Annotated in this window: 29 protein-coding genes; 15 read left to right on the forward strand and 14 right to left on the reverse strand. The window is 63.7% G+C overall.

Going from position 1 to position 26,672, the window contains the following annotated elements; translation table 11 throughout:
* Window positions 1–82: 82 nt before the first annotated feature.
* Window positions 83–712: a DsbA family protein gene (locus A7A09_RS08190; protein ID WP_106690932.1), complete on the forward strand. Its 630-nt coding sequence runs from the start codon at window positions 83–85 to the stop codon at window positions 710–712.
* Here A7A09_RS08190 and A7A09_RS08195 read toward each other — a convergent pair.
* The 3 genes from A7A09_RS08195 to lysM form a co-directional block, all read right to left on the reverse strand.
* Window positions 709–996, reverse strand: coding sequence for an HNH endonuclease (locus A7A09_RS08195; protein ID WP_106690933.1), 288 nt, complete (start codon window positions 994–996; stop codon window positions 709–711). The genes A7A09_RS08190 and A7A09_RS08195 overlap by 4 nt on opposite strands.
* Before the next feature lie 22 nt (window positions 997–1,018).
* The gene (locus A7A09_RS08200; protein WP_106690934.1) at window positions 1,019–2,905 is read right to left on the reverse strand and encodes an acyl-CoA synthetase; all 1,887 of its coding nucleotides are present in this window, start codon (window positions 2,903–2,905) and stop codon (window positions 1,019–1,021) included.
* Window positions 2,906–3,056: 151 nt separating this feature from the next.
* Window positions 3,057–3,539 carry a peptidoglycan-binding protein LysM gene (gene lysM / locus A7A09_RS08205; protein ID WP_106691068.1) on the reverse strand — a complete coding sequence of 161 codons (483 nt, stop codon included), beginning with the start codon at window positions 3,537–3,539 and terminating at the stop codon, window positions 3,057–3,059.
* Between the two features lie 174 nt (window positions 3,540–3,713).
* Between lysM and A7A09_RS08210 the strand changes: the two genes are divergently transcribed.
* Together A7A09_RS08210 and A7A09_RS08215 are read left to right on the forward strand one after the other, a co-directional pair.
* Entirely contained in the window at window positions 3,714–4,001 is a 288-nt protein-coding gene (locus A7A09_RS08210; RefSeq protein WP_148043627.1) for a hypothetical protein, read from the forward strand.
* Window positions 3,980–4,252, forward strand: coding sequence for a CAP domain-containing protein (locus A7A09_RS08215; RefSeq protein ID WP_106690936.1), 273 nt, complete (start codon window positions 3,980–3,982; stop codon window positions 4,250–4,252). Before A7A09_RS08210 ends, A7A09_RS08215 begins: the two co-directional genes overlap by 22 nt.
* Window positions 4,253–4,279: 27 nt before the next feature.
* On the opposite strand, the gene A7A09_RS08220 is transcribed toward A7A09_RS08215, so the two are convergent.
* Window positions 4,280–6,067: an ABC transporter transmembrane domain-containing protein gene (locus tag A7A09_RS08220; protein WP_106690937.1), complete on the reverse strand. Its 1,788-nt coding sequence runs from the start codon at window positions 6,065–6,067 to the stop codon at window positions 4,280–4,282.
* 156 nt (window positions 6,068–6,223) lie between these two features.
* Here A7A09_RS08220 and zapE point away from each other — a divergent pair, with 156 nt between their 5' ends.
* Both zapE and A7A09_RS08230 read left to right on the forward strand, forming a co-directional pair.
* Window positions 6,224–7,339, forward strand: coding sequence for a cell division protein ZapE (zapE, locus tag A7A09_RS08225; RefSeq protein WP_106690938.1), 1,116 nt, complete (start codon window positions 6,224–6,226; stop codon window positions 7,337–7,339).
* Between the two features lie 383 nt (window positions 7,340–7,722).
* On the forward strand, window positions 7,723–8,835 hold the full coding sequence (locus A7A09_RS08230) for an HPP family protein (RefSeq protein WP_106690939.1): 1,113 nt from the start codon (window positions 7,723–7,725) through the stop codon (window positions 8,833–8,835).
* A gap of 24 nt (window positions 8,836–8,859) precedes the next feature.
* Here A7A09_RS08230 and A7A09_RS08235 read toward each other — a convergent pair whose 3' ends face one another.
* Together A7A09_RS08235 and accD are read right to left on the reverse strand one after the other, a co-directional pair.
* Window positions 8,860–10,131, reverse strand: coding sequence for a bifunctional folylpolyglutamate synthase/dihydrofolate synthase (locus tag A7A09_RS08235; protein ID WP_106690940.1), 1,272 nt, complete (start codon window positions 10,129–10,131; stop codon window positions 8,860–8,862).
* A 58-nt stretch (window positions 10,132–10,189) separates the two neighbouring features.
* Window positions 10,190–11,131, reverse strand: a complete 942-nt coding sequence (gene accD, locus A7A09_RS08240; RefSeq protein WP_106690941.1) for an acetyl-CoA carboxylase, carboxyltransferase subunit beta — start codon at window positions 11,129–11,131, stop codon at window positions 10,190–10,192.
* Between the two features lie 86 nt (window positions 11,132–11,217).
* On the opposite strand from accD, the gene cls reads away from it, so the two are divergent.
* Window positions 11,218–12,645, forward strand: a complete 1,428-nt coding sequence (gene cls / locus A7A09_RS08245) for a cardiolipin synthase (protein ID WP_106690942.1) — start codon at window positions 11,218–11,220, stop codon at window positions 12,643–12,645.
* Between the two features lie 77 nt (window positions 12,646–12,722).
* Window positions 12,723–13,667 (forward strand): hypothetical protein, encoded by a 945-nt coding sequence (locus tag A7A09_RS08250; protein WP_106690943.1) that lies wholly within the window; start codon window positions 12,723–12,725, stop codon window positions 13,665–13,667.
* Window positions 13,668–13,695: 28 nt separating this feature from the next.
* Here A7A09_RS08250 and A7A09_RS08255 read toward each other — a convergent pair whose 3' ends face one another.
* Complete coding sequence (locus A7A09_RS08255) at window positions 13,696–14,157, reverse strand: Lrp/AsnC family transcriptional regulator (RefSeq protein ID WP_106690944.1); 462 nt, start codon at window positions 14,155–14,157, stop codon at window positions 13,696–13,698.
* 118 nt (window positions 14,158–14,275) lie between these two features.
* Here A7A09_RS08255 and phhA point away from each other — a divergent pair, with 118 nt between their 5' ends.
* The 6 genes from phhA (at window position 14,276) to A7A09_RS08285 (ending at window position 19,119) form a co-directional block, all read left to right on the forward strand.
* Entirely contained in the window at window positions 14,276–15,067 is a 792-nt protein-coding gene (phhA, locus tag A7A09_RS08260) for a phenylalanine 4-monooxygenase (RefSeq protein ID WP_106690945.1), read from the forward strand.
* A 10-nt stretch (window positions 15,068–15,077) separates the two neighbouring features.
* On the forward strand, window positions 15,078–15,416 hold the full coding sequence (locus A7A09_RS08265) for a 4a-hydroxytetrahydrobiopterin dehydratase (RefSeq protein WP_106691069.1): 339 nt from the start codon (window positions 15,078–15,080) through the stop codon (window positions 15,414–15,416).
* A gap of 63 nt (window positions 15,417–15,479) precedes the next feature.
* Entirely contained in the window at window positions 15,480–16,265 is a 786-nt protein-coding gene (locus tag A7A09_RS08270; protein WP_106690946.1) for a DUF6478 family protein, read from the forward strand.
* Between the two features lie 8 nt (window positions 16,266–16,273).
* Window positions 16,274–16,657, forward strand: coding sequence for a hypothetical protein (locus A7A09_RS08275; protein WP_106690947.1), 384 nt, complete (start codon window positions 16,274–16,276; stop codon window positions 16,655–16,657).
* 95 nt (window positions 16,658–16,752) lie between these two features.
* Window positions 16,753–17,853: a carboxynorspermidine decarboxylase gene (locus A7A09_RS08280; protein WP_106690948.1), complete on the forward strand. Its 1,101-nt coding sequence runs from the start codon at window positions 16,753–16,755 to the stop codon at window positions 17,851–17,853.
* A gap of 39 nt (window positions 17,854–17,892) precedes the next feature.
* Window positions 17,893–19,119 (forward strand): saccharopine dehydrogenase family protein, encoded by a 1,227-nt coding sequence (locus A7A09_RS08285; protein WP_106690949.1) that lies wholly within the window; start codon window positions 17,893–17,895, stop codon window positions 19,117–19,119.
* Window positions 19,120–19,207: 88 nt separating this feature from the next.
* Here the strand turns inward: A7A09_RS08285 and A7A09_RS08290 are convergent, their stop codons facing one another.
* The 4 genes from A7A09_RS08290 to A7A09_RS08305 all read right to left on the reverse strand — a co-directional run bounded on the left by A7A09_RS08290 (window position 19,208) and on the right by A7A09_RS08305 (window position 21,716).
* Complete coding sequence (locus tag A7A09_RS08290; RefSeq protein WP_106690950.1) at window positions 19,208–19,408, reverse strand: hypothetical protein; 201 nt, start codon at window positions 19,406–19,408, stop codon at window positions 19,208–19,210.
* Complete coding sequence (locus A7A09_RS08295) at window positions 19,405–19,617, reverse strand: hypothetical protein (RefSeq protein ID WP_148043628.1); 213 nt, start codon at window positions 19,615–19,617, stop codon at window positions 19,405–19,407. The genes A7A09_RS08290 and A7A09_RS08295 overlap by 4 nt, the downstream gene beginning before the upstream one ends.
* Window positions 19,618–19,859: 242 nt before the next feature.
* Window positions 19,860–20,486: a Vgb family protein gene (locus A7A09_RS08300; RefSeq protein ID WP_106690952.1), complete on the reverse strand. Its 627-nt coding sequence runs from the start codon at window positions 20,484–20,486 to the stop codon at window positions 19,860–19,862.
* A gap of 9 nt (window positions 20,487–20,495) precedes the next feature.
* A complete protein-coding gene (locus A7A09_RS08305; RefSeq protein ID WP_106690953.1) occupies window positions 20,496–21,716 on the reverse strand; it encodes a helix-turn-helix domain-containing protein in 1,221 nt (406 codons plus the stop codon).
* A 93-nt stretch (window positions 21,717–21,809) separates the two neighbouring features.
* On the opposite strand from A7A09_RS08305, the gene A7A09_RS08310 reads away from it, so the two are divergent.
* Window positions 21,810–22,082 (forward strand): hypothetical protein, encoded by a 273-nt coding sequence (locus tag A7A09_RS08310; RefSeq protein ID WP_106690954.1) that lies wholly within the window; start codon window positions 21,810–21,812, stop codon window positions 22,080–22,082.
* A gap of 3 nt (window positions 22,083–22,085) precedes the next feature.
* Entirely contained in the window at window positions 22,086–22,778 is a 693-nt protein-coding gene (locus A7A09_RS08315) for a DUF899 domain-containing protein (RefSeq protein ID WP_106690955.1), read from the forward strand.
* A 49-nt stretch (window positions 22,779–22,827) separates the two neighbouring features.
* On the opposite strand, the gene A7A09_RS08320 is transcribed toward A7A09_RS08315, so the two are convergent.
* The 3 genes from A7A09_RS08320 to A7A09_RS08330 form a co-directional block, all read right to left on the reverse strand.
* A complete protein-coding gene (locus A7A09_RS08320) occupies window positions 22,828–23,568 on the reverse strand; it encodes a metallophosphoesterase (RefSeq protein WP_106690956.1) in 741 nt (246 codons plus the stop codon).
* 69 nt (window positions 23,569–23,637) lie between these two features.
* The gene (serA, locus tag A7A09_RS08325) at window positions 23,638–25,227 is read right to left on the reverse strand and encodes a phosphoglycerate dehydrogenase (protein WP_170167051.1); all 1,590 of its coding nucleotides are present in this window, start codon (window positions 25,225–25,227) and stop codon (window positions 23,638–23,640) included.
* A 105-nt stretch (window positions 25,228–25,332) separates the two neighbouring features.
* Window positions 25,333–26,481 carry a phosphoserine transaminase gene (locus tag A7A09_RS08330; protein WP_106690958.1) on the reverse strand — a complete coding sequence of 383 codons (1,149 nt, stop codon included), beginning with the start codon at window positions 26,479–26,481 and terminating at the stop codon, window positions 25,333–25,335.
* Between the last annotated feature and the right edge of the window lie 191 nt (window positions 26,482–26,672).

A 26,672-nucleotide genomic window follows, 5' to 3' on the forward strand; every position in this document is an offset into this window, starting at 1 on the left:
CACCGGAACGTGACTGGCTCTCGCCGGTCACGGGCCTTAGGGATGGGCAAGCCGCCCTGTCCAAGCCTCGAAAGGACCGCCCATGCCGACCCGCCGCCATATCCTGATTAGCGGAGCCGCTCTTGGAATGGGGGCGGCCATGCCCGCCTTTGCGCGGGATGCCGATCGTCCCAACCCGATGCCGGAGGAGCTGCGCAAGGCGTTGGAGCGCGATCCGACCTCGCCGGTTCTGGGCAATCCGGATGGCGACATCACCCTGACCGAGTTCTTTGATTACAATTGCCCCTTCTGCCGCAAGATGGTCGGCACGATGCAGAAGCTGATCTCCTCCGATCCGCAATTGCGCGTGGTTTACCGCGAATGGCCGGTTTTCGGCGAAGGATCGGTCTTTGCGGCACGGGCCTCGCTTGCCTCGCTGGACCAGGGCAAATACTGGCAGTTTCATGCCGCCCTGCTGGGGATGAAAGATCGCGCGGTCGAGGCGACCGTGATGCGCGTGGCGCGGAAAATCGGGCTGGACGAGGAAAAGCTGCGCGCCGATATGAATTCGCCCCGCGTGGAAGAGCATATCCAGATGAGCGGCAATCTTGCCGAGCATATGGGCCTGATGGGCACGCCGACCTTCATCGCGGGGGACGAGGGCGTTTTCGGTGAAATGAGCCTCAAGGAAATCCAGGGACTGGTCGCCCGAGGGCGCACGACCCTCGGTTAACGTACCTTGCCTTTCCAGCCGGGCGGGCGCTTGGCCACCCAAGCGAAGAACCGGACGAGTTCCGGATGGCTGCGCAGGGCCTCGACCGTGTTGTAGTGGCGTGCCAGTTCGGTTTCCGACAGCGTCCTGTGGATGGTCGAGTGGCAGACCTGGTGCAGCAGCACGGTCGGACCGCCCTTGCCACCGCGCAGACGCGGGATCAGGTGATGACGGCTTTGCGGTGCCTCTGGCGGGATCGGACGGCCGCAAAGCGGGCAGGTGGGGTCGGTGTCAGGATCGTCCATCTGAAACCCCGTGACACTGGCCTCAGGCGATCCATTCCCATGGCCGGGTATGTTCGCCAAGCCTGCGCTTGACCTCCGCCTCGTCCACCTCGCCATCGCGCACCAGACGGGCCACCAGACCGCGCTTCCTGTCATCGACAACTTCGGTTACGCTGGCACCCGTTCCCTCCAGCACCTCGTTATAGACACGCGCGATGGCCAGCTTGCGCAGGTCGGGCTTGAAGATCTTGCCGACCGCCGTCTTGGGCAATTCGGGCAGGATCTCGACATGCTTAGGAATCGCAGCGCGTTCGTGGATATGGTTGCGCGCATGTTCCATCAGTTCCTCGACCGTCACCGTGCCGTCCGAGACCAGTTCGACATAGACGCAGGGCAATTCGCCCGCAAAGCTGTCGGGCTGACCAATCGCGCCTGCGAACGCGACTTGCGGATGGCTCAGCAGCCCGTCCTCGATTTCTGCCGGGTCGATATTATGGCCGCCCCGGATGATCAGGTCCTTGGCCCGGCCGGTGATCCACAGATAGCCATCCGCATCGATCCGGCCCAGGTCGCCGGTGCGCAGATACACGTCCTCGGTGAACAGGCGGTGGTTCTTTTCGGCCTCGGTATAGGTCGAGCCGGGAATGACGCCGGGATTGGCCACGCAGATCTCTCCCACCTCGTCGGTAGCGCATTCATGTACATTGCCCGCATCGTCGTGATTGAGGATACGGACATGGGTATAGGGCAGGGGGATCCCGACCGAGCCGACCTTTTTCAGCCCGTCGACGGGATTGCAACTGACCAGGCAGGTCGCCTCGGTCAACCCGTAGCCTTCGGCGATCTCGACCCCGGTGGCCTGTCTGAAGCGGTTATACAGTTCCAGCGGCAAGGGGGCCGAACCGGAGATTGCGGTTCTGAGCGACGACACATCGGCATCCACCGGCCGCTGCATCAGCGCCGATATGGCGGTGGGCACGGTGATCAGGAAGGTGCATTTCCAGCGCTCGATCAGTTTCCAGAAATTGTCGAAGACGCCTTCGCCCCGATAACCGGCAGGTGTCGGCATGACGATATGCGCACCTGACGCGATGCAGGACATCAGCACCGGATAGGCGGCGAAGACATGGAACATCGGCAGCGGACACATCAGCACGTCGGTCTCGTCGAACAGGAGCGTGCCGCCCAGCCAGCCGTTATAGATCATGCCGGAATATTTGTGTTGCGCGAGCTTGGGCATGCCCGTCGTGCCGCCAGTGTGGAAATAGGCGGCGATGCGGTCCTGCTGCGGATCGTCGAATTGCAGGCGGCCGGGCTCTTGCGCGTTGGTCGCGGCCTCGAAATCCAGCAGCTTGGCGTTGTGCTGCGCCGTGACCTTGGGCCGGATCAGCGGCACGATGAAACGTTTCAACCCGTGCAGATGCCGGTTCAGGTCGATCTCGACGACATGCGAGACATTAGGGGCCGAGGCGACGGCTTCGGCGGCCTTCTGGGCGATGTCGGTCTTGGGAAAGGCCTTCAGCGTGACCAGCACCTTGGCATTGGTTTCGCGCAGGATCCCGGCGATCTGTTCCGGGTCCAGAAGCGGGTTGATCGGGTTGACGATCCCCGCCGTCGCCCCGGCCAGCAGGACAACCGGAGTCTCGATGCTGTTGGGCAGCAGATAGGCGACGGTATCGCCCGGACCGACGCCGAGGCTGCGAAACAGGTTGGCGGTTCGGGTGACACGCGCCAGAAGTTCCCGCCAGTTCAGTGTCGTAGCCGGATCCTTCGCGCCTGACATGAGCTGGAAACTGATTGCGGGCCGGTTGGGGAAACGATGGGCCGTGCGTTCGAGAAAGCCGTATAGCGTTGCGGGAAGATCCCGCGCTTCATAGGCCATTTCGGCTTCGATGCGATTACGGTCGTCATAATTGACAAAACGGCCCATACTTCCCCCTCCTTCAGAGCCCGGTCACGGGCCCTGCTCATGATGTGGCAGAATGGAATGAACCTGCCCTCGTGAGCAAGGGCCTACCAGGCAAGAGGCGGGCAGGACGCCGCGTCAGAACACGATTCGGACGCGACGTCATGTTACGGCGTCACGCCACCTGGGGAATGCGCAGCTTCTGGCCGGGATAGATCTTGTCGGGATCGGAAAGCATCGGCTTGTTGGCCTCGAAGATCGCCTGATACTTGTTGGCGTCGCCCAGGTATTTCTTGGCGATGGCCGACAATGTCTCGCCTTTCGCGACGGTGTGGAATTGCGGCTCGGCATCTTCGGGCATATCGGCTTCGACCTTGGATATTCCCTCGATATTGCCGACGGCGAGAACCAGCTTCTCCATGGTTTCGCGATCCGCGCCGCGTGATTCGATCTTCACCAGGTCGCCTTTCAGCGTCAGATGCACATCGCCTGCATCCAGCCCGAGCGTCTTGAGCTCTTTCTTCAGCGCTTCGACCTTGGCTTGCGTCGCATTTTCCTGCGCAGGTTTGGATGGTTTCGAGTCGGCGGGGGCGGGGCTGGCCTCTGCCTTGCCGAATATCGACTTGCCGGTATCCTTAACGAAATCCCAGATCGCCATCGTCATTATCCTCTCAATAGCGTGATCACCTTGGTTGAACGCGACTGACGCTGCAGAGGTTCCGCGCGGGCCAGCCCGGACCGGTCCCGGTGAATCAAGGGCGTCATCAAGCGAATCTTATCATTTGCCGTCCTATCCAATCCTGAACCCGCGGTGGAACAGGAGAATCCGGATATGTCTGCGAAAACGTTGTCTGTAGGGATGTTGTGCCTGGGGCTTGCGGCCTGCGCGACGAATGAAACCGAAAGGTCCGCGCCTCCGGTTCTCGATCCCCATGATATCCAGGTGATCGCGGCGGGCAAGGCGACCTGTTTCAAGACGACGGAGGATCAGAACAGGATCGGCGCCCGGGCCACGAACAGCGTCCGTGACCGTATCGGATTCGCGCCGGTGGAACCGAACGAGACCTTGGCCAAGCCGCCGCGCGCCATGCCTGCGACATGGCAAATCGTGGCAGGATGACACATGTCGGCTCGAAAACCAGCGGCCCTGCCGCGCGGGTGAAGAAGCTGGGCTACAAGCCCAGGCTGACGGCCGAGAATATCGCCGCTGGACCGTTCGACCTGCACCGGGTCCTGCATGAATGGAATCACTCGCCCGGGCATCTGGAGAATATCCTGCTTCCGAGCGTTCGCGATTACGGTATCGGGCAGGCGATCGGCGCGGATGGCAAGACCCGGTTCTGGGCGGCGGTTTACGGCGCGCCTCAATAAATGCCGAGGGTTCGGCCCTGTATGCTGTCAGGGGTCAAGTGGACCGTCGGTGAACTGCATGCGCGCCAGCCTCGCATATAGGCCATCCGCCGCGACCAGATCCTCGTGACGGCCCTGCGCAACGATACGGCCCTCGTCGAAGACCACGATCCGGTCGGCCTTCTTCACTGTCGCAAGGCGGTGCGCGATGACAAGGGTGGTGCGGCCTTCGGACAGGCGGTTCACGGCGGCCTGCACCAGCGCCTCGGATTCCGCGTCCAGCGCGCTTGTCGCCTCGTCCAGCAAAAGGACCGGCGCGTCGCGCAGGATGGCGCGGGCGATGGCGATACGCTGACGCTGACCGCCCGACAGCATCACCCCGCGCTCGCCCAGTTGCGTGTCATAGCCTTGCGGCAGCGCCGATATGAAATCATGGGCATGCGCGGCACGCGCGGCCGCTTCGATCTGCGTGTCATCGGCATCGGGTGCGCCGAGGCGGATATTCTCGCGCGCCGAGGTGGCGAAGATCGCCGGGTCCTGCGGCACCAGCGCCATCGCTCGCCGGAAATCATCGCGGCGCATGTCCTTCAGGTCGATCCCGTCAAGCGTCACCCGGCCCTTCATCGGGTCCCAGAAACGCTGGATCAACTGGATCACGGTGGTCTTGCCCGCGCCCGAGGGGCCGACCAGCGCGACTGTCTCGCCCGGCTGGATGGTCAGGTCCACATCCTCCAGAGCCGAGGTGTCGGGGCGTGTCGGATAGTGGAAGACCACCCCGTCCAGTCCGATCCGGCCTTGCACCGGGCGGGGCAGGGCGACGGGGTTCTCGGGGTCGGACAATTCGTCCCGAGCGGTCAGCAATTCTGCCAGGCGCTCGGTCGCACCGGCGGCGCGTTGCAGCTCTCCCCAGATTTCCGAGAGGGCACCGGTCGAACTGGCCACGAGGATCGCGTAGATGACGAATTGCACAAGCTGCCCGACCGTCATCACTTCTTCGCGCACGTCCCGCGCGCCGATCCAGAGCACGCCGATGACGCCGGCGAAGATCAGGAAGATCACGATCGCCGTCATCAGCGCGCGTGTTCCGATCCGGGTCAGGGCGACGTCAAAGGATTGCTCGGTCACATCGGCGAAGCGGGCGGCGCTGCGGGCCTCATGGGTGTAGGATTGCACCGTCTGCGCGGCCAGCAGGCTTTCCGAGGCGGTGCCCGAGCTGGAGGCGATCCAGTCCTGGTTGACCCGCGACAGGCGGCGCAGGCGGCGGCCAAGGATGATGATCGGCAGGATGATGACAGGCACGATCAACAGGACGAGCCCGGTCAGCTTGGTCGATGTCAAAGCCAGCATCGCCAGTCCGCCCGCGAGGATCAGCATGTTGCGCAGCGCGATGGAAAGCGAAGAGCCGATGACGGACTGGATCAATGTCGTATCGGTGGTGATGCGCGACAGGATCTCGCCGGTCATGATCCGCTCGAAAAAGCCGGGGCTGAGCGTGATCACGCGGGCGAAGACCGCCTTGCGGATATCGGCGACGACCCGTTCGCCCAGTCTTGTCACGAAGTAATAGCGGGCGGCGGTGCCCAGTGCCAGCAGCGCCACGATGGCAAGCGCGGCAGAGAAATACTCGTCCAGCAGCCCGGCGCCGTCGTCGAAACCGTCGACGACCCGGCGCACGGCCAACGGCAGGACCAGGCTGATCCCCGAAGTGACGATCAGGGCAATCAGGGCCAGCAATGCCTGCGACCTGTAGGGGCGGACGAAGGGCCAAAGCGCCCGCAGCGCGCCGACCCTCTTGCTGGTGGGCCGGTCTTCGATGATCCTGTTGCCGCGCGCCATATCCGCCTGTCTCTGATTGTTCCCCGCCGGCCGGTTTAGGCGCTGCGCCGGGCAAGGTCCAGCGCGGGGACCGGAAGGCCAGACTTCCGTCTGCCGTCGCGACCGGGCCGCGCCCGGCCTCTTGCGGGCGAGCGGGGAGCGTGGCAGTTGGCAATCATGGTGGATGTGTCAGAGCTTTATCGTCGGCATGTGGCAGAGGGACGGATCACGGCCGATCCCGCGCAGGAGGCTGTTCTGTCTGAACTTGACCGGCTGGTTGCGGGATTGCCCGATCCCGCCGCAATGCAGCCGAAACGCAAGACCGGCTGGCGAGCGTTGTTCGGCGGCGGCGCGTCGGCGCCCGAACCGGCGCAGAAGGGGCTCTATCTTTGGGGGGGCGTCGGGCGCGGCAAGTCGATGCTGATGGACCTGATTGTCGAGGCTGCCCCGGACCGAGGCGTGCGGCGGGTGCATTTCCATGAATTCATGCAGGAAATCCAGGCCGGGCTGGAAGAGGCACGCAAGCGCGGCGACCAGGATACGGTGCGTCCCGTCGCGGCGGGCGTGGCCGAGTCGGTGCGGCTGCTGTGTTTCGACGAGATGCAGATCACCGATATCGCCGACGCGATGATCGTCGGGCGGTTGTTCCAGATATTGTTCGACCAGGGCGTGAGCATCGTCACCACCTCGAACCGGGTGCCGGAGGACCTGTACAAGAACGGGCTTAACCGGCAATTGTTCCTGCCTTTCATCGACCTCATCCGGGAGCGGATGGAGATTGTCTGCCTGGACAGCGATACCGATTATCGCCAGAATCGCAGCACCGACCGGCAGGTCTGGTTCACACCCGCGGATGCCAAGGCGCATGCGGGGCTGGATGCGCTTTGGGACGAGTTGAGCGGCGGGGCCGCGCCCATGCCCTGCAAGATCGAGATGAAGGGCCGCAGTTTCGAACTGCCCGCCTGCGCGGGAAAGCTGGCACGGGCGGGGTTTTGGGATCTGTGCGGCCAGCCGCTTGGACCAGCCGATTACCTGGAGCTGGCGCGGCGTGTCGATGCGTTGATTATCGATGAAATTCCACGACTTGGCATGTCGAACTACAACGAGGCCAAGCGTTTCGTGACCTTGGTGGACGCGCTTTACGAGGCGAAGGTGCGGCTGATCGCCAGCGCCGCCACGCAGCCCGAACAGCTATATAACGAGGGCGAAGGCAGTTTCGAATTCGAGCGCACCGCGAGCCGGATCCGCGAGATGCAGGATGCGAATTGGGGCCGGTTGGACCTCGCCGGTTAGGGCTGGCGAGTCCGTGCAACAGGGGCGAGCGTTGCATCCGCGAGATCGCGCAACAAGAGCGTGGCTTGACACAGCACATGCCGGAAGGGGCGGGAGATTAGTGGTCGATCGGTGATCGGGGGCGTATTCGGCAGTCGCCATGTTCTGGAAGGTGGCTTCCGCCTGCTCTCGTCAAAAAGAAAAAAGTTGTGCCGACACAAATCCAAACATTTCCACCTCTGTCCCGAGATTGACATGCTGTCTGGAAATTCGATGGTCCTCATGCCCGTCTGATGGAAAATTCGTCCTTGCGGGGTCGCGTTTGGAACCCGATACGGGTTTCCATTTTGCCCGCAATTAAGGCAATAGCGTGCAAATTCGCCTTAATCATGAGCAATTCAACGATGCGTCGTGGCAACCTGCAGATCTCGGCCTTTCTCCCGGTGCTTCCGAAACCGTCAGGTCAGGAAGCCCTGCGCGCGTCATTTGGCGCGGCAACGGGTATCGGGGTCTGTTCCCTGCTGGCAATCTGGCTGCCTCATGCCGGGACCCTTCCATTGGCCCTGATCGCGCCTTTGGGCGCCACTGCTGTCCTGGCATTCGCGGTTCCGAATTCACCACTGGCCCAACCGTGGTCCGCCATCATGGGCAATATACTCTCGGCCATGACGGCAGTTGCGGTGCTGAGCCTGCATGTCGGTCCGTGGTCTCCGGCGCTTGCCGTGGGCCTTGCCATACTGGTCATGATGCTGGCCCGCGCTCTTCATCCTCCGGGCGGTGCGGTTGCCCTTCTGGCGGCGCTGGACCCCGGACCGGTCCTGGAGGCGGGCGTCGCCTTCGCATTCGTCCCGGTCGGGCTGATGACGATGACATTGATCGGGGCCGCGATCACCTTCAATCGCCTGACGGGGCGGGTCTATCCGTTCAGGCAGTCTCGGCCGGATTCGTCGCGCGAAGCGGCGATCCGCCTTGGTCTGCCGGAGGACGAGCTTGGCGCGCTGCTGCGGAAATTCAATCAGTCGGCGAATATCGGCGTGGTCGATCTGGGGCGTCTGCTGGCGGCTGCCGAGCAAGAGGCGGCCAATCACCGCTTTGACGGCGTTTCCTGCGCCGAGATCATGACCCGTGACCTGGTCTCGGTCAGGCCCGAAACCAGCATCCACCAGGCTGCGAAGCTGTTTCGCAAGCATCGTATCAAGAGCCTTCCCGTCATCGACACGGAGAGGCGTTTCAGCGGCATCATCCTGCAGGCCGATATCATCGATGCGATGGCTCGAAGCCAATTCGACCTGCGCCTTGTCGGCCGCCCAAGGCAGCTTACCGCGGGACAGATCGCGAGACCGGCCGATCGCGGCACCACGGTGGATACGCCTGTCGGACAGCTTCTGAACCGACTGGCGGTTCAGGGCGTGGAGATCGTGCCGGTCATGTCGGGGCCAAGGCTGGCCGGGATCATCACCCGTTCCGATGTCATTCGCCTGCTGTTCCATGGCGTGGAGCGGCGCGAAACGGCCTGAAATCCGCCGGATGAAGGGATAGTCTTACCCGTTCTCGCGCAGGATCCGCCCGGCCAGGTAGAGAGAGCCGCAGATCAGGATGCGGGCGCGGGGATCGGCGTCGGTGATGCGCTGGACCGCATCTTGCGCGCTGTCGGCGGTGCCTGCCTGCATTCCGACCTGTTTCGCAAAGCTGGCGGTGTCAGAGGCGGGCAGGGTGTTCGGCTCGCCCTCGATATCGATGGCGGTGAGGCTGGCCGCATGCGGAGCCAGCGGGCGCAGGTAGCCGGTGACATCCTTGGTGTTCAGCATTCCGCAGACCAGATGGGTCGGACGGGGCGGCAGGTTGCCGAGGATGGCGGCCAATGCCTCGCCTCCCGCCGGGTTATGGCCGCCATCGAGCCAGAGCTCGGCCTGCGGAGCTGCGGCATCGATCAGCGGGCCACGGGTCAGGCGCTGCATCCGGGCGGGCCATTCGGCGCGGGTGACGGCAGCACGGGCCTGCGCCTCGGTCGCGCCGAGTTCGCGCAGGGCGGCCAGCGCGGTTCCGGCATTCTGGACCTGGTGGTCGCCGATCAGGTTGGGGCGCGGCAGATCCCAGAGCCCGTGATCGTCCTGCCAGATGATGCCGTCGCGATCGGGCGCGACCTGCCAGTGCTGGCCATGGACCGAGAGCGGCGCGGTCAGGCCCGAGGCGCGGGCCTCGATCACCCGCAGGGCCTCGTCCTGTTGCGGGCCGACGATGCAGGGCACGCGCGGCTTGATGATCCCGGCCTTTTCTCCGGCGATCTCGGGCAGGGTCTCGCCCAGATACTGGGTGTGGTCGATGCTGATCGGGGTGATGACCGTCAGGCGCGGGGCGTCGATCACATTGGTCGCGTCGAGCCGCCCGCCGAGTCCGACCTCGAGCAGGGTGTAATCGGCCGGGCTGCGCGAGAAGGCGAGGAAAGCGGCGGCCGTGGTGATCTCGAAGAAGGTGATCGGTTGGCCGTCATTGGCGGTCTCGCATTCCTCGAGGGCGCTGGCGAGTTCGGATTCCGCGATCAGCTCTCCCGCAAGGCGGATGCGTTCGTGGAAATGGGCCAGATGCGGCGAGGTATAGGCGTGGACGCGGGCGCCGCCTGCCTCCAGCCCGGCGCGGATCATGGCCTGGGTAGAGCCCTTGCCATTGGTTCCGGCGAGATGGATCACCGGCGGGATGTCGCGCTCGGGATGGCCGAGGGCGGCGAGGATGCGGTGCATCCGGTCAAGCGACAGGTCGATGACCTTGGGGTGCAGCGACATGAGGCGGGCAAGGATGGCGTCGGAATGGCTCATTGTCGCACAAGCCGGGGGCCAGCCCCCGGACCCCCGGGATATTTGCATGAAGAAGAAGTCAGGAAGCCGGTTTTTCTTCGGGTTTCACGTTGTCCTCTGGCGAGGGAACGGCTGTTTCCGCCGGGGCGGGCAGATCCGCCCTTGTCGGCGCGGGCATGCCGCCCAGCATCCGCAGGATCGAGATCAGCTCGTCGCGCAGCTGCATGCGATGCGTCACCCGGTCCAGCATACCATGTTCCAGCAGGTATTCGGCGCGCTGGAAGCCCTCGGGCAGTTTCTCGCGGATGGTCTGCTCGATGACGCGGGGACCGGCAAAGCAGATCAGCGCGCCGGGTTCCGAGATCTGGATATCACCGAGCATCGCGTAGCTGGCGGTGACGCCGCCGGTAGTGGGATGGGTGAGCACGACGATATAGGGCAGACCGGCCTCGCGCAGCATCTCGACCGCGACGGTGGTGCGGGGCATCTGCATCAGGCTGAGGATGCCCTCTTGCATCCGGGCGCCGCCGGCTGCCGAGAACAGCACCAGCGGGCGCTTGAGTTTCACCGCGCGTTCGGCGGCGGCGATGATGGCATTGCCGACATACATGCCCATGGAGCCGCCCATGAAGCTGAAATCCTGTGCGGCCGCGACGATCGGGGTGCGGCCCATCTCGCCCTCGGCGACCAGCATCGCCTCTTTCTCGCCGGTGGATTTCTGCGCCGCCCTCATCCGGTCGGGGTATTTCTTCTGGTCGCGGAATTGCAGCGGGTCGGCCAGCGGCTCGGGGACCTTCACCTCGGAAAAGACGCCGCCATCGAAGAGCGCGGCAAAGCGCTCGCGCGGGGTGATCGCGAGATGGTGGTCGCAATTGGTGCAGACATTGAGATTGTCCGACAGCTCGCGGTGGAACAGCATGGTTCCGCATTCGGGGCATTTCGTCCACAGGTTCTCGGGCACCTCGCGGCGCGAAAAGAGCGAGTTGATGCGCGGGCGGACGTAATTGGTGATCCAGTTCATCGCGTACGGCCTTTGCTGTTGCAGGCCCCAGATAGGCGGCGACGACGGGAATTGCAATTGTCGCGTGGTGCTGAATAGATGTCGGCATGTGGGCTTCGATCTTCGTTTTCGTACATACCGCGATTGCCCTGGCGCTGGTGGGCCGGGTGCTGCTGCGGCCGCGGCTGGAGCCTGCGGCGCGCTTGGCATGGATCATGGTGATCGAAGCGGTGCCGCTGGTCGGGATCATCGCCTACCTGTTGTTCGGCGAGGTGCGGATGAACCACGCCGAGGTGCAGCGCATGGCCGATGTGCGCGACCGGCTGACCGGGCTGCGCAAGCCCAGCAGCCGGGTGCTGCGCGAGCCTCCGAACCTTGCCCGCCCGGTGATCGCCGCCAATGCCGCCGTGGGCGGGATGCCGGCGGTGGACGGGAACCGGCTGCGCCTGCTGGACGAATCGGATGCGGCCATCGATGACATGGTGGATGCCATCGACGGGGCGCGGGATCATGTCCATGTGCTGTTCTATATCTGGCTGCCCGACCGCAGCGGTGAAAAGATCGCCGAGGCGATCATCCGCGCCAAGACCCGTGGCGTCGAATGCCGGGTGATCGTGGATGCCCTGGGTTCGCGCGGGCTGGTGCGTTCGGAACTGTGGCGGCGGATGAAGGGGGCGGGGGCCGATTGCGTGACCGCCTTTCCCTGGGGGCTGCCCTTCATCAGCTTCCTGTTCCAGCGGCTGGATTTGCGCAATCACCGCAAGGTCGTGGTGGTGGACAACCGGATCGCCTTTACCGGCAGCCGGAACTGCTCGGACATGGCATTCGCGGTCAAGCCGCGCTTCGCGCCATGGGTCGATATCCTGATCTCGGTCGAGGGTCCCCTGGTGCGGCAGTTGCAATCGGTCTTCCTGGCCGACTGGATGAGCTATACCGGGCGCGACCTGGGCGACATGCTGGAAATTGTCGAGGCGGTCGAGGATCCGGGCATGGCCGCGCAGATCGTGGCGACCGGGCCGGATCGGCGGGCGGGCACTGTCTCGGACTGCCTGAGCGCGATGATCCATGCCGCGCGGGAGCGGGTGACGATCACCACGCCCTATTACGTGCCGGACGCGGCCCTGGATGCGGCGATCCGGGCGGCGGCGCGGCGCGGGGTAGAGGTGAACATGATCCTGCCCGCCCGCAACGATTCGCTGGTGGTGGGGGCGACCAGCGAAGGGTTCTATTACGGGCTGCTGGCTGCCGGTGTCCGGTTGCACCTGTTCAGGCCCGGCCTGTTGCATGCCAAGATCATGACGGTGGACGGGCGCATGGCGATGGTGGGCAGCGCCAACCTGGACCGCCGCAGCTTCGAGTTGAATTACGAGGTCAACATGGCGCTGTTCGATCCGGATTTCGTGGCCGGGTTGGACCAGCGTCAGCAAAGCTATGCCGAGCGTGCGCACGAGATCTCGTTGCAGGAGGTTCGCGACTGGAGTTGGCTCAGGCGGCTGCGCAATAACCTGCTGGCACTGGCTTCGCCGTTGCTCTAGCCGTTGGCCGCCGGCCCGTGATCCGATAGTGGTGGCGCATAGCGGGATTTCGCTAGGTTTGAAGCGGGGAAAGTGCCGTGCCACGCATCTGGCTGCATATCGGGATGTTGAAGACCGGAACCACTGCGATGCAGCAATGGTGCGCCGAGCATGAGGACGAGCTGCGCCGGCAGCGGCTGCTTTACGTGCGGGTGCGCAAGCATCTGCCGGCCTGCGGGCCGATGGCGGATGCCCTCGCCCGGCGTGGCCCGGAGGGTGAGAAGCTGATCGCCAAGGTGCTGCAACAGATCGACGAGGCGGGCGGTGAGGTCGATGACGTGCTGATCTCGTCCGAGGCCTTTTCCAATCATGGCCCGCATTCGCTGGCGCCCCTGGTGGATGCCCTTCGCGGGCACGAGATTTCCATCCTGATATGGCTGCGCCGCCAGGATCGCTTTGCCGAGGCGCTGTACAAGCAGGCGGTCAAGTGGAGCGGCCGCACCGGCAGCATCGAGGAATTCGCCCGGCCCGGACGGCTGAGGCAGCTCGATTACGCCGCTTTGCTGCAGGCTTGGCGGAAAGCGTTTCCCGATGTCGGCCTCGTTCCGCAAATCTATGCCGAGGCCAGTTCCGGCGAGAAGCCCGACAGTGTGGCAGCCCTGCTTGCCGCCATCGGGCGGCCCGACCTGATCCCCGCGGACAGCGCGGAATGGCGCAGGAACCTGTCCCCCGGGGCAGAGCTGATCGCGCATTACAACACCATCCCCTCGGATCGGGGGCGGTCGCTGCGCAAGGCCAACCGGCAGGTGATGGAGGAATTCGGCGAGGCGGCGGCAGGCCGGGGCGACATGCTGCCGCCGGAGCTGGCGCGGGCCCTGATGGATCACCATGCCGAATCGAATCGGCGCCTGCGCGAGGAATGGTTCCCGGACCGGCCCGAACTGTTTCCTCCGGATGTCGAGGCCGTCCGGCCCGGCGTGGCCGTCGAAGAGGCGGCGTTGAAGCGTTTCGACGGGCTTTTTGCCGCGAAAGCCAAGGGTTGAAACCGGGGCAGGTGATGCGCCACGGCCGTCAGATCGGCATCGCGGTGGTGTATTTCGTCTGCCGCAGCACGAAATGGGTCACCGTGTCGCGAATGATCCCGAGTGCCAGCATCCGGCGCATGATGAAATGCTCCAACCCCTCCGGATCGGGGGCGACGATCTTCAGCTGGTAATCCGAGGTGCCGGTGATCGTCGCGCATTCGATGATCTGGTCTTCGGTCTGCACGAACAGGTCGAAACGGGCGATCGAATCCTCGGTATGATCGAGCAGGGAGACCTGCACATAGGCCATCGCGTGCAGCCCGGCCCGGCGCGGGCGCACCAAGGCCACCTGACGCTCGATCACCCCGTCCTCGATCAGCCTGCGGATCCGCCGCCATGCCGGAGAGGTCGAGAGGCCGGTCTTTTCGGCCAAGGCCTGGTTGGACAGGGTGGCGTCCCTTTGCAGCAGCCGCAACAGGCGGAGATCTGTCTCGTCCAGGTCGGGCATATCTTGCCTGATTTCTCTTTATTGAAGGTAATAATTTTCCAGATAATGCCAAATCAAGGCGAATCTGACAAGAAATTCTTCTTCATTGGGGTAGAATATTGGCAAGGAGGAGACTCGGATGCCAAAATCGACCCAATACCAGGCCAAGACCCCTGACCGGAACGGCTTCATCAGCTATGACGCCGAGGAAAACTCCGTCTGGCATGACCTGATCACCCGTCAGCTTCCCGCCGTCCGGGCCAATATGGCGCAACCCTATCTGAAGGGGCTGGAGCTTTTGGACATGCCCACCGACCGGGTGCCGCAATGTCCCGAGATATCCAGCAAGCTGAGGGCGTTGACCGGCTGGCAGGTGGAGCCGGTGCCGGCGCTGATCGGTTTCGGGAAATTCTTCGGGATGCTGGCGAACCGGACCTTTCCGGCGGCCAGCTTCATCCGCAACCGCGAGCATTTCGACTATATCGAGGAGCCGGATATCTTCCACGAGATCTTCGGTCACACGCCGCTGCTGACCGATCCGGCCTTCGCGGCCTTCAGCCAGGTTATCGGCGAGGCGGGGACGCGCTGTGACAAGGCCGATTACAGCTGGCTGATTCGGCTTTACTGGTTCTCGATCGAATTCGGGCTGATGCGTGAGGGCGGGCGACTCAAGGCGCTCGGTTCGGGATTGGCGAGTTCGGTGACGGAACTGCCCTGGTCGATCTCGGACAAGCCGGAGCATCGGCCCTTCGACGTGATCGACATCCTGCGCACGCCTTACCGGATCGACATTCACCAGCCGGTCTATTTCGTGATAGACAATCTGGAGGATCTGTTCGCCGCGGCAAAGCGCGACCTTCTGGCCGATATCGCCGAGGCCCGCGCGATGGGACTGCACGCGCCGAAATATCCGCCGAAAGATGCCGCCTGAGGAGAAGCCCATGACAACTTGTGATCTGGCCAACAAGACTTGCGAGCCCTGCAAGGGCGGAGTTCCGCCGATGCCGGGGGATGATGCTCGGCAGATGTTGGCGCAACTGGACGGCTGGAGCTTGTCGGATGACGGCACGACCATTCGCCGGCGCTTTGAATTCAAGGGTTTCGCCAAGGCCGTCGAGATGGCGAATCTCGCGGCATGGCTGGGCAATAAACAGGGGCATCATCCTGATATCGCTTTCGGTTGGGGTTATTGCGAAGTTGCCTTTACAACCCATGAGGCAGGCGGGTTGACCGAGAATGATTTCATCTGCGCCGCAAGGCTTAACGCATTGGTCGCCTGACGCTTGTTCCTTCGGTCCAGCCGGTTTATTCCGGCAGTAGTTTTTGACCGAGGAAGCATTTGAATGGCATTTGGACTGAAGGGCTGGCCAAAGCCTGTCGCCCGCGAAAAGACCGCGCATAAATGGGCCTCTCTCGCCGAATCGCTGAGGAACGGAGGGCGTCTGCCCGCGCGTGGCCTGCGCGACGAGGCGGTGGGTCTGTATCGTGAATTGGGAACCTTCCTGCAGCTTTCCGATCCGCGCGCGATTCGCGCTCGCGGGGGGCTGGCCAAGCTGATCAGCCAGCCGGGCACCGATTGGCGCTGGCGGTCGGCGCTTCTATGCGGGCCGGTCGCGCCCGCGGGACTGGTCGAGCCCGAGGCGGGCGAGACGCTCGGCGACGAGATCGCGGTATGGCATGATTGCGCGCATCGCGCATTGCTCTTGCGGCAGGTGATGAATCGTCATTCCGATGACCAGGCCCCGTTCGGATTGCGGCTGGAGGTCATGGGCTTTTCGGGCAGCTACCTTTCACTGTCGCTGGATTTGCCCGGGGATGTCCTGGACCAGCTTGGCAAGGATCACATCCTGCGGCTCGAAACCGGCCTGGAGGCCGAGACACCGATCACCGTCTATGGCCGGCTGAACCTGGTGCAGGGCCCGAATACCGAGCAGGTGCTGCGTCAACTGGGGGACCCGATCTCGCGGGACAGATGCCGGAGAACGGCGGAATACGACCTGGCCTATGCCGATCTGTCCGACCGCCCGATCGAGAAGGTCTGGCTGGATCTGATCTTTGCCGAACCATATATGAACGCCGTGACGGTGAGCGACATGGTGTTGTCGCGCTATCCGCGCGCCGAGCTGTAGGAGAGGGTATGCCGCAATTCGAGAGTCATGGGTTGAAGGCTGGCGCATGGTCGGGGATTCTGACCGCAGAGGCTGCGCCCGGCCGTGTTTTCCTGGCCCATCTGGGCGAGGTCGTGTCAGTTGCGCATGTGACCGGGGCCGGCGACGGCCAATGGCAGGTTTCGGTCGATCTGCCGTCCGAACTGCTTGCCGACGGGGTACACAGTTTCATCCTGTTCGCGGATGACGGAGAGGGAAGCGAGGCACCTCAGTCGGATGCCGCGCAACTGGACCGGCTGAACGTGATGGCCGGGGCGCCGCTTGACGATGCGCTGCTGGCCGAAGTGCAGCTTTTGCGGTCGGAGCTGGAGCTGCTCAAGCGCGAGTTCCGCCGCCTCGCGACACCCGGCTGAACGGATATTCCCGCCGTCACCCGGGCGTCACCATTCCTTGCGAAAAGCGGGGGCGGAAGCTATATCGGGCTTTCGCTTTGACCCGAGGTTGCGCCATGTCCGAACTGCAGACGCCCTATTACCTGATCGACAAGGCCCGTCTGCGGGGTAACATGGAAAAGGTGGCGCGCCTGCGCGAACGTTCGGGCGCGAAGGCCCTGCTGGCGCTGAAATGTTTCGCGACATGGTCGGTCTTCGACTTCATGCGCGATTTCATGGATGGCACGACCTCGTCCTCGCTGTTCGAATTGCGGCTTGGGCACGAGGAATTTGGCAAGGAGACCCATGCCTATTCCGTGGCATGGGCCGATCACGAGATCGACGAGGCGGTCGGCTATGCCGACAAGATCATCTTCAACAGCCTGGGGCAGCTTGATCGTTTCGGCGACCGGGCGAAGGGCATCACCACGGGTTTGCGCCTGAATCCGCGCTTTTCGACCAGCGGTTTTGATCTGGCGGATCCGGCGCGGCCCTTCTCGCGCCTTGGGGAATGGGACACCGCCCGGCTGGAGGCCGCGATGGGCCGGATCAGCGGCGTGATGATCCATTACAATTGCGAGAATGGCGATTTCGAGCTGTTCGACCACCAGCTTGCGCGGATTGAGACCGAGTTCGGGGATATCCTGCACAAGCTGGACTGGGTCAGCCTTGGCGGCGGAATCCATTTCACCGGCGAAGGCTATCCGCTGGACCGCCTTGCGGACCGGCTGGCGGCGTTCAGCCGGAAATTCGGTGTGCAGGTCTATCTGGAGCCGGGCGAGGCCAGCATCACCGAATCCACCACGCTGGAGGTCTCGGTCCTTGACCTGATCAATAACGGCAAGGACGTGGCTATCGTGGACAGCAGTATCGAGGCGCATATGCTGGATCTGCTGATCTATCGCGAGACCGCGAAACTGCCGCAGCATGGCGAGCACGAGTACCAGATCGCGGGCAAGACCTGCCTTGCGGGCGATATCTTCGGCGACGCGCGTTTCGCGCAGCCGCTGAAGATCGGCGACCGGATCAGCATCGCCGACGCGGCGGGCTATACGATGGTCAAGAAGAACTGGTTCAACGGCGTGGCCATGCCCGCCATCGCCATCCGCGAAGAGGATGGCAGCATCCGCAGCGTCCGCAGCTTCGGTTACGACGATTACAAAGGCAGCCTCTCCTGAGGCGACCCCACCTCTGCCACCGGGAAAATGGAGACAGAATTGGCCAAGCAGAACATCCTCATCATCGGCGCCGGGGGCGTCGCCCAGGTATCGGCGCACAAACTCGCGCAATGGGCGCCCGAATTCGGCGAGCTGCATATCGCCAACCGCACCAAGGCCAAGGCCGATGCGATCATCGCCAGCCTGCGCGAGAAAGGGCACGAGATGCCCTTCACCAGCCATGCGCTGGACGCGATGAATCCCGACAATGTCGAGGCGCTGCTGAAAAAGATCGACGCCGGGATCGTCATCAATGTCGGCACTGCCTTCATCAACATGACCGTGCTGGAAGGCTGTATCCGTGCGGGTGCCGCCTATATCGACACGGCCATCCACGAGGATCCGGCCAAGGTCTGCGAAACGCCGCCGTGGTATGCCAATTACGAATGGAAGCGGCGCGGCGATGTCGAGAAAGCCGGGATCACCGCCATCCTTGGCGCCGGTTTCGATCCGGGCGTGGTGAACGCCTATGCCCGCTTTGCCGAGGACGAGTATTTCGACAAGATCGATTCCATCGACATCGTGGATATCAATGCCGGCAGCCATGGCCGCTGGTTCGCCACCAATTTCGACCCCGAGATCAATTTCCGCGAGTTCACCGGCACCGTCTATTCATGGCAGGGCGGCGAGTGGAAAGAGAACAGGATGTTCGAGGTGGGCCGCGAATGGGACCTGCCCGTGGTCGGCAAGCGCACCGCCTATCTGTCGGGGCATGACGAGGTGCACAGCCTCTCTGCCCGCTACAAGGATTCGGATGTCCGTTTCTGGATGGGCTTCGGCGATCACTATATCAACGTGTTCACCGTCTTGCAGAACCTTGGCTTGCTCTCGGAGCACCCGGTCAAGACCGCCGAGGGGCAGGAGGTCGTGCCGCTCAAGGTGGTCAAGGCGGTGCTGCCCGACCCTGCCAGCCTTGCGCCCGATTACGAGGGCAACACCTGCATCGGCGATCTGGTCAAGGGCAGCCTGAACGGCAAGGAGGGCGAGGTTTTCGTCTACAATGTCGCCGATCACAAGCTGGCTTATGAAGAGGTTGGCAGCCAGGGCATCAGCTATACCGCCGGTGTGCCCCCGGTCGCCGCCGCGATCCTGATCGCGCGGGGAGACTGGGACGTGAAGAAGATGGTCAATGTCGAGGAATTGCCCGCGCGCCCCTTCCTTGAACTTCTGGGCGAGATGGGGCTGCCCACGCGGGTCATCGATGCCAAGGGCGATCACGCGATCTGAACTGTTGCCGGGTTCCCGGAATATCGAACGGGCCGGTAAGTGCACCGGCCCGTTCTTTCGCGTCCAATCAGGGAGGTAGGGGAGGGACTTACCCTTCGGGCAGCTGTGCCGCGACCTGATTGACCGCAGCCTCGATCTGCTGGCACTGGGCCTCGACCGTGGTATCCTGCTGGCTGGCGGCCTCTTCCAGGGATATTTCGGCGCCTCCTGCCGAGACCGTGCCTTCGCCGCCCTTCTGTTCGGCTGCGGCACCGGCCTCGGTGTCGCCTTCGGGCAGCATGCCGATCATCTTCTCCTGGGCGGCGATTGCCTCGCGCCGGTGAATCCCTGCGTTTCGCAGAATTTCAGGATGCCGAGTTGATTACGCGCCGCCTCATAGGCGAGAGCCGGATCGGTAGCACCCGCTGCCGGGGCCTCCTGCGTCTCGGCCGTGTCCTGCGCGAAGGCGGCGGAAGCGGCGAGCGAAACGCCCAGAGCGAATGCGAATTGGCGGAACATGTGTAACTCCTTTTCCGTCATTTGGATGCGCGTGCCGTGACGCGCACTCTGCCCTAACACCGTGCTCGGGGAATGGTTCGGGCAACTCGCCGGTGATTTGGTTTCGGCGCGGATATCCGCTGATAGACGTGTTTTGGCAGGCGCCGGATCGGCAAAGAAAAGCCACCGAGCGGCGGATGCTGGACATGCCAGGATGCAAAACGGCATGTCCCGCGCGCCGCATTCCTGCCCGGAGGCTTGGCCTATCGGCGAATCGCCCTGATCTTTCCGCTTGGCCCGCCGCCGCAGAACAGCCGGTCGCCACCATCCGATTCAAGCCCGGATACGCCGTATCCTTCCGGCATCTCGATGCGCTCGAACACCTCGCCCGTCTCGGGGTCTATGCGCCGGACATCGCTTTGCTCGCCCTCCCAGGTGCCGTGCCAAAGCTCGTCATCGACCCAGGTGACGCCGGTGACGAAACGATCGGATTCGATCGTCCGAAGCACGGTTCCGGTTTCCGGATCGACCTGGTGGATCCTGCGGCCGCGATGCTGACCAACCCATAGGGAGCCCTCTGCCCAGGCAAGACCGGAATCCTCGCCATTGCCCGGTGCAGGGATCGTGTGAAGGACATCGCCGGTTTCCGGGTCGATCCTGCGGATCACCGCTTCGGCGATCTGGAACAGGTGCTTTCCGTCGAAAGCCGTTCCCGCGTCGGCGGGGACCGCCAGCTTGCGGGCCGTCTCTCCGCTATCGGGATCGAGGGATTGCAAGCCCGCATCGCTGGCGAACCAGACGTTCCGCCCGTCGAAACTGACCCCGTGCACGGCATCGGTGCCCGGGAATGGGCCATATTCGCGAAGGATTTCCGCATGACGGTGTTTCATGACCTGATCCTAACCTTTCGGCAGCGGCGCCGGGAGTAACAGGCTTGTCGGGAAGCCCGGCACATTCGATGCGATCCAGCGGCGTGCGCGCCCGTGACCGAACCACTCGACCTTACCCGCTTCGGCCAAAGCTTCAAGCGCTCGCTGAACGGTGCGGGAACTGACATCCATCGCCAGGGCGAGGGCCGAGCTGGACCATGCCTCGCCATCTGCAAGCAATGCCAGCAATCCGGCATGTTCCCCATCGACCGGCGGCGCCAGCAGGGCAACCGCCGCCGTTCCATTCGGTTCGAGCCGGAATCCTCGCTCCGTCGCCTGCAATCCGGCGAGAGGCCGGATGATCCTGCGAAGCCTGCCCATCTCGACCCGCAACCTTGCCCGATGCGATTCGTCGGCCTCTTTGGCGCGAAAGGCGACCGCAAGCAGGCTTTCGCGCGAGACATCCTGTGGCCATGCCTCGGCGAGCGCGCGTGCCAGTGCGAAAAGCACCGGCCGGCCGGTGAGTGGGATCACGGTATTGCGGCTGCGCAGGATGCTGCGGCAGGCATCAATGACCAGCATCCCGGATTGGATCAGCGCCTCGACCTCGGCGAGAACGAGTGGCCGTTCTCGCCCATCCGCGATCAGGCGGGCTGCGGGGGCGGCGAGCATGGAAGCGGCGCGGTCGGTTTCGGCGGCAAGCGATGGGATCCCGGTCTTTCGGGCGGCGTCGCACGCGCGGTCAAGCGCCGACCGGGCGTCTTCTGTCCTTATGCGCCGCATGGCTATGCCGGTGGCGACCAGCCAGTATCCGCAGCGCGAGGCAGGCGGGAGTATTTCGGGATCGAGCCGGTCAAGCGCCTGCTCGGCCTCTTCGAGCCGCCCGATCAGCAGGGACCGGCGCGCTTCCAGATAGGCGGCATGCGCGGCATTGGTTCGGTCCCCATGCGCTTCGAGCTCCTTTCGCGCAGGGCCCAGGGTCTGCAGGGTGTCGCCAAGATCGCGCAGCACGAGCGCGATTTCGGCCTCGGCGAGAATGCAGCGCGCCCGGGCCATCGGCTCAGCCGATCCGAAGGCCCGGGCGGCACGCCGGAGCAATTCCCGCGCGAGGGAAAGATCGCCGATCTGGGCCATGGCGATACCGCGCAGGGCAAGCGCGGGCGGATCCTCGCGCAGGGCGACCCGCTTCATCGCGGTCAGCGGATCGCCCGCCGCCAGCGCCCGGGCCGCCGCCGCGATCAGCCTGTCCATCGAAATCCCGTCACGCTTGTTACTCTCACCCGGCCTCCGCTTTGCCGTAACTTCCGAACTGGTCCTACGGAAGATTTGATCGGGAGCCGGAAAATGACAAGCTTTTCAGCCGCAGACAGCACGGGCTCGGCCCTATCGCAAGCCCGCAATCTGCTTGCCCTTGCCGCCTCGCCGGTCTTCGCCGTCATGGCCTGGGTCGAGGCCGGGGAGATGGGCGCAGTTTGCTCACCGGGCATGGGTATCCTGCCCATCGGCAGCATGAGCATCATGTATCTGCTGATGAGCCTGTTTCACCTGTCGGCCTGGCTGAAGCGCGGCCCCCACGGATCGAGGACAAATATTCAACCGACAACAGAAGGAGACTGAACCATGACTCATGCGATCGTTTCACGCGAAGAATGGCTGGAAGCCCGCAAGGCGCTGCTCGCCAGGGAACGCGACATGACCCACCGGCTCGACGAATTGCGGGCCGAACGCCGGAAACTGCCCTGGGTCCGGATCGAGAAACCCTATGTCTTCACGGGCCCCGAGGGAAAATGCACGCTTGGTGACCTGTTCGGCAGCCGCAGTCAGCTTGCCGTCTATCACTTCATGCTGGCCCCGGGCTCGGATCACATCTGCCCCGGCTGCTCTTATACCGCCGATCATGTCGATGCGGCGCGGCAGCATTTCGAGCAGGCGGATCTGGCATTCGCCGCAGTCTCGCGCGCCCCGATCGGCCGGATCGGCGAGGTCAAGACCCGGATGGGCTGGACTTTCCCCTGGGTGTCCTCGGGAGACAGCGATTTCAACTATGATTTCGGCGTGTCCTTCACCGCCGAAGATCGTGCCGCCGGATGTGCGATCTACAATTACGGCACGGTGATCGAAAACAGCGAGGACATGCATGGCGTCAGCATCTTCGTGAAGGATGAGGATGGCGGCATTTTCCACAGTTACTCGACCTATCAGCGCGGCACCGAATTGCTCATGGGTGCATTCAACTGGCTCGACATGGCGCCCAGGGGGCGGAACGAGACCGGCGGCACGATGAGCTGGGTGCGGCTGCATGACGAGTATTGAACCGGAAGGCATCCGGTTCGCAGGATGTCCCGGTCGGCTTGTGCGGGTCTTAGCCCGCCTTGCCGGCCGGTTCCGGCAGCAGGGGCGCGCGGCCCTCGTCGGTCAGAAGCCACGCCCCTTCCGGTTCGATCACGACGGCGCAAAGATCACGGCCATAGGCCGCGCCGCCATCGATATTCAGGCGATTGCCGTAATGGGTGGTGCTGCGAATCGCGGTATGGCCATGAACCACCAACGGGCCGTGATCCGCGTCGCTTTCCAGGAAACCCTTGCGGATCCAGACCAGGTCCAGCTCGGCCTGATCCTGCAGGTCTATGCCGGGGCGGATCCCGGCATGGACGACCAGGGCCAGCGGATGCAGGAACCAGAGCGGCAGGGAGGACAGGAACACCGCATCTTCGGGGGGCACGGCGCGCTGCGTCTCGGCATGCAGCCGGTCCCGCGGCAGCGTGGGATCGACACCGTAGGAGGCAAGCGTTGCCGCAGCGCCCAGCCCCGGGTGATCGACCCAATGCTCTGGCGAACTCAGGCCGGGATCGATCCAGTCGGGATCGCGCAGGAAATTCGCCAGGAAGCGATCGTGATTGCCACGGGTCACGATCCATGACCGGCCATCGCGCTGACCCCTGGACAGGTATTCCACGACGCCACGGGAATCCGGGCCGCGATCGATCAGGTCGCCGACATGGACGATCAGCGCATCCCGTCCGCCATCGCGCATGATCCGCGCATGCGCGCCTTTCAGCAGCTCCAACTGGCCGTGAATATCCCCGATGGCGTAAAGTCGCATGCGGCCTCCCTGCGGCTGCGGAAATGGGCAGGTATCGCGCCGCCCCGAAGGACGGCGCGCAGAGGACGATCAGACCTCGAATTGCAGTCTGCGTGCCTGCAGGAACTTACCGGTATTCTGCAATGCCGCCAATGCCGCGTCGCTGATCGCCTCGTCCAGATACAGGATCGCGATGGCATCCTCGCCATTCGCCGAACGGCCAAGCGTAAAGTTCGCGATATTCACGCCCAGGTCTCCAAGCGTTCCGCCCAATGCGCCGATCACGCCGGGAACGTCCTTGTTGCGGGTATAGAGCATATGCTCGCCGATCTCGGCATCCACATTGATCCCGCGGATCTGGATGAAGCGCGGCTTTCCATCGCTGAACACGGTGCCGGCGATGGATCTCTCGCGCTCGGAGGTCACCACCGTCAGCTTGATATAGCCTTCGAACACCCCGGCCTGGTCCTGCCGCGTAGTCGCGACCTGGATGCCGCGATCCTTGGCGATGACGGGGGCGGAAACCGTGTTCACATCCGGGTTCGTGGCTTTCATCACCCCGGCAATCACCGAAGCGTTCAGCGCGTTCAGGTTCATCTCCGAGACGCAGCCGTCATACAGCACGTTGATCGCCTTGATCGGCTCATCGGTCATCTGCCCGACAAAGGCGCCCAGATGGCCGGCCAGCTTGATCCACGGCCCCATGACAGAGGCCTCCTCGGCGGTCACCGAGGGCATGTTCAGCGCGTTCTGCACGGCGCCGGTCAGCAGGTAATCCGACATCTGTTCGGCTACCTGCAGGGCGACATTCTCCTGCGCCTCGGTGGTCGAGGCCCCCAGATGCGGCGTCACAACGACATTCGGCAGGTTGAAAAGCGGGCTGTCGGTGGCCGGCTCCACCGCGAAGACGTCAAAGGCCGCCCCGGCGACCCGTCCGTCCGTCAATGCCTCGGCCAGCGCCTCCTCGTCAACCAGGCCGCCACGCGCGCAGTTGATGATCCGTACACCCGGCTTCAGCTTGGCGATGGCCTCACGCGACAGGATGTTGCGGGTCTTGTCGGTAAGCGGCACGTGGAAGGTGATGAAATCGGCACGGCCCAGCAGGTCATCCAGCTCGACCTTGGTGACGCCGATCTCCTTGGCGCGTTCCTCGGACAGGAAAGGATCGAAGGCCAGCACCTTCATATGCAGTCCCAGGGCCCGGTCGATGACGATCGATCCGATATTGCCCGCACCGATCACGCCAAGCGTCTTGTTGAACAGCTCGACGCCCATGAAACGGCTCTTCTCCCATTTCCCGGCATGGGTCGAGATACTTGCCTCGGGCAATTGCCGGGCAACCGCGAACATCATCGCGATGGCATGCTCGGCCGTCGTTACGCTGTTGCCGAAAGGCGTGTTCATCACGATCACGCCCTTTTTCGAGGCTGCCGGAATATCGACATTGTCGACCCCGATCCCGGCGCGTCCCACGACCTTCAGATTGGCCGCGTGCTCCAACAGTTTTTCCGTGACCTTGGTGGCCGAGCGAATGGCCAGCCCGTCATATTGCCCGATCACCTCGGCCAGCTTTTCCTTGTCCTTGCCCAGATCGGGCATGTAATCCACCTCGACCCCGCGATCGCGGAAAATCTGGACGGCGGTTTCCGACAGCTTGTCGGACACGAGAACCTTCGGCATGTCTGTCATCCTTTCACCAGAAGCTGTCAGCCTTTTCGGCTCAGCTTTCTTCTTCATGAAAATATCCTCGGGGGTCCGGGGGCAGACAGCCCCCGGTTCGATGGTTCAATCCTGCGCCGCCAGTTCGGCACGATAGGCCCATTCGATCCACGGCATAAGCGCCGCAACATCGGATGCCTCGACGGTCGAGCCGCACCAGATCCGCAACCCCGGGGGCGCGTCGCGATATGCCCCTGCATCCAGGGCCACGCCTTCCTTTTCCAGCCGTTTCGCCACGGCCTTGGCGAAAACCGCGCCGTCCGTGATCGCGGGATCGGTGAACTTGAGGCACACGGAGGTCGTCGATGCCGTCGCGGGATCCTCGGCCAGGTCGGCGATCCAGTCCTTGTCGGCGATGAAGTCGCGAATGGCGGCGGCATTGGCATCGGCGCGGGCGATCAGTCCCTGCAGCCCGCCGATCCCCTGCGCCCATTTCAGCGCGGCAAGGTAATCCTCGACCGCCAGCATCGAGGGGGTGTTGATCGTTTCGCCCCGGAAGATGCCCTCGTTCAGCTTGCCGCCCTTGGTCAGCCGGAAAATCTTCGGCAAGGGGCGGTCCGGCGTGAAGTTTTCCAGCCGCTCGACTGCACGTGGCGACAGGATCAACATGCCATGCGCAGCCTCGCCGCCCAGCACCTTCTGCCAACTGAAGGTCACCACATCCAGCTTGTCCCAGGGCAGGTCCATGGCGAAGGCGGCGCTGGTCGCATCGCAGATCGTCAGCCCGTCCCGATCCGCCGGGATCGCGTCGCCATTCGGAACCCGCACGCCCGAGGTCGTGCCGTTCCAGGTGAAAACGACATCGCGCGAGAAATCGACCTGCGTGAAATCGACGATCTTGCCATAATCGGCCTTGCGCACGGCCGCATCCAGCTTGAGCTGCTTGACGGCGTCGGTCACCCAGCCCTCGCCAAAGCTTTCCCATGCCAGCATCTCGACCGGGCGTTCGCCGAGCATGGTCCACATCGCCATCTCGACCGCCCCGGTATCCGAGGCAGGCACGATGCCGATCCGGTAATCGACCGGCACGCCCAGCACCTCGCGGGTCAGCTCGATCGCCTCGGCCAGCTTCGCCTTGCCGACAGCGGCACGATGCGAACGGCCAAGCGGAGCATCCGCCAGCAGGTTCAGGTCATATTCGGGGAATTTGGCACAGGGGCCAGAGGAAAAACGCGGGTTGACCGGCCGCGTGGCCGGGATCGGATGATCGGTCATGTAACTCAGCCTTCCAGCTAAAAGCCCCTCGTTGGGGAGGGGTGTCCCGCTGCGGGACATAGCCAAACGCCGGACATACTGCAACAGAAAAGAACTCGGCCCAGCAGATCGGAGCGGTATATCGGCCTGGCGGAGCATCGGGAAACCTGCCGCATACCGAGCGGAAACGGGTCAGGAGGTCATGGACCGGA

Origin of the sequence: Paracoccus methylarcula (assembly GCF_003007735.2) — a bacterium.
GTDB lineage: Bacteria > Pseudomonadota > Alphaproteobacteria > Rhodobacterales > Rhodobacteraceae > Paracoccus > Paracoccus methylarcula.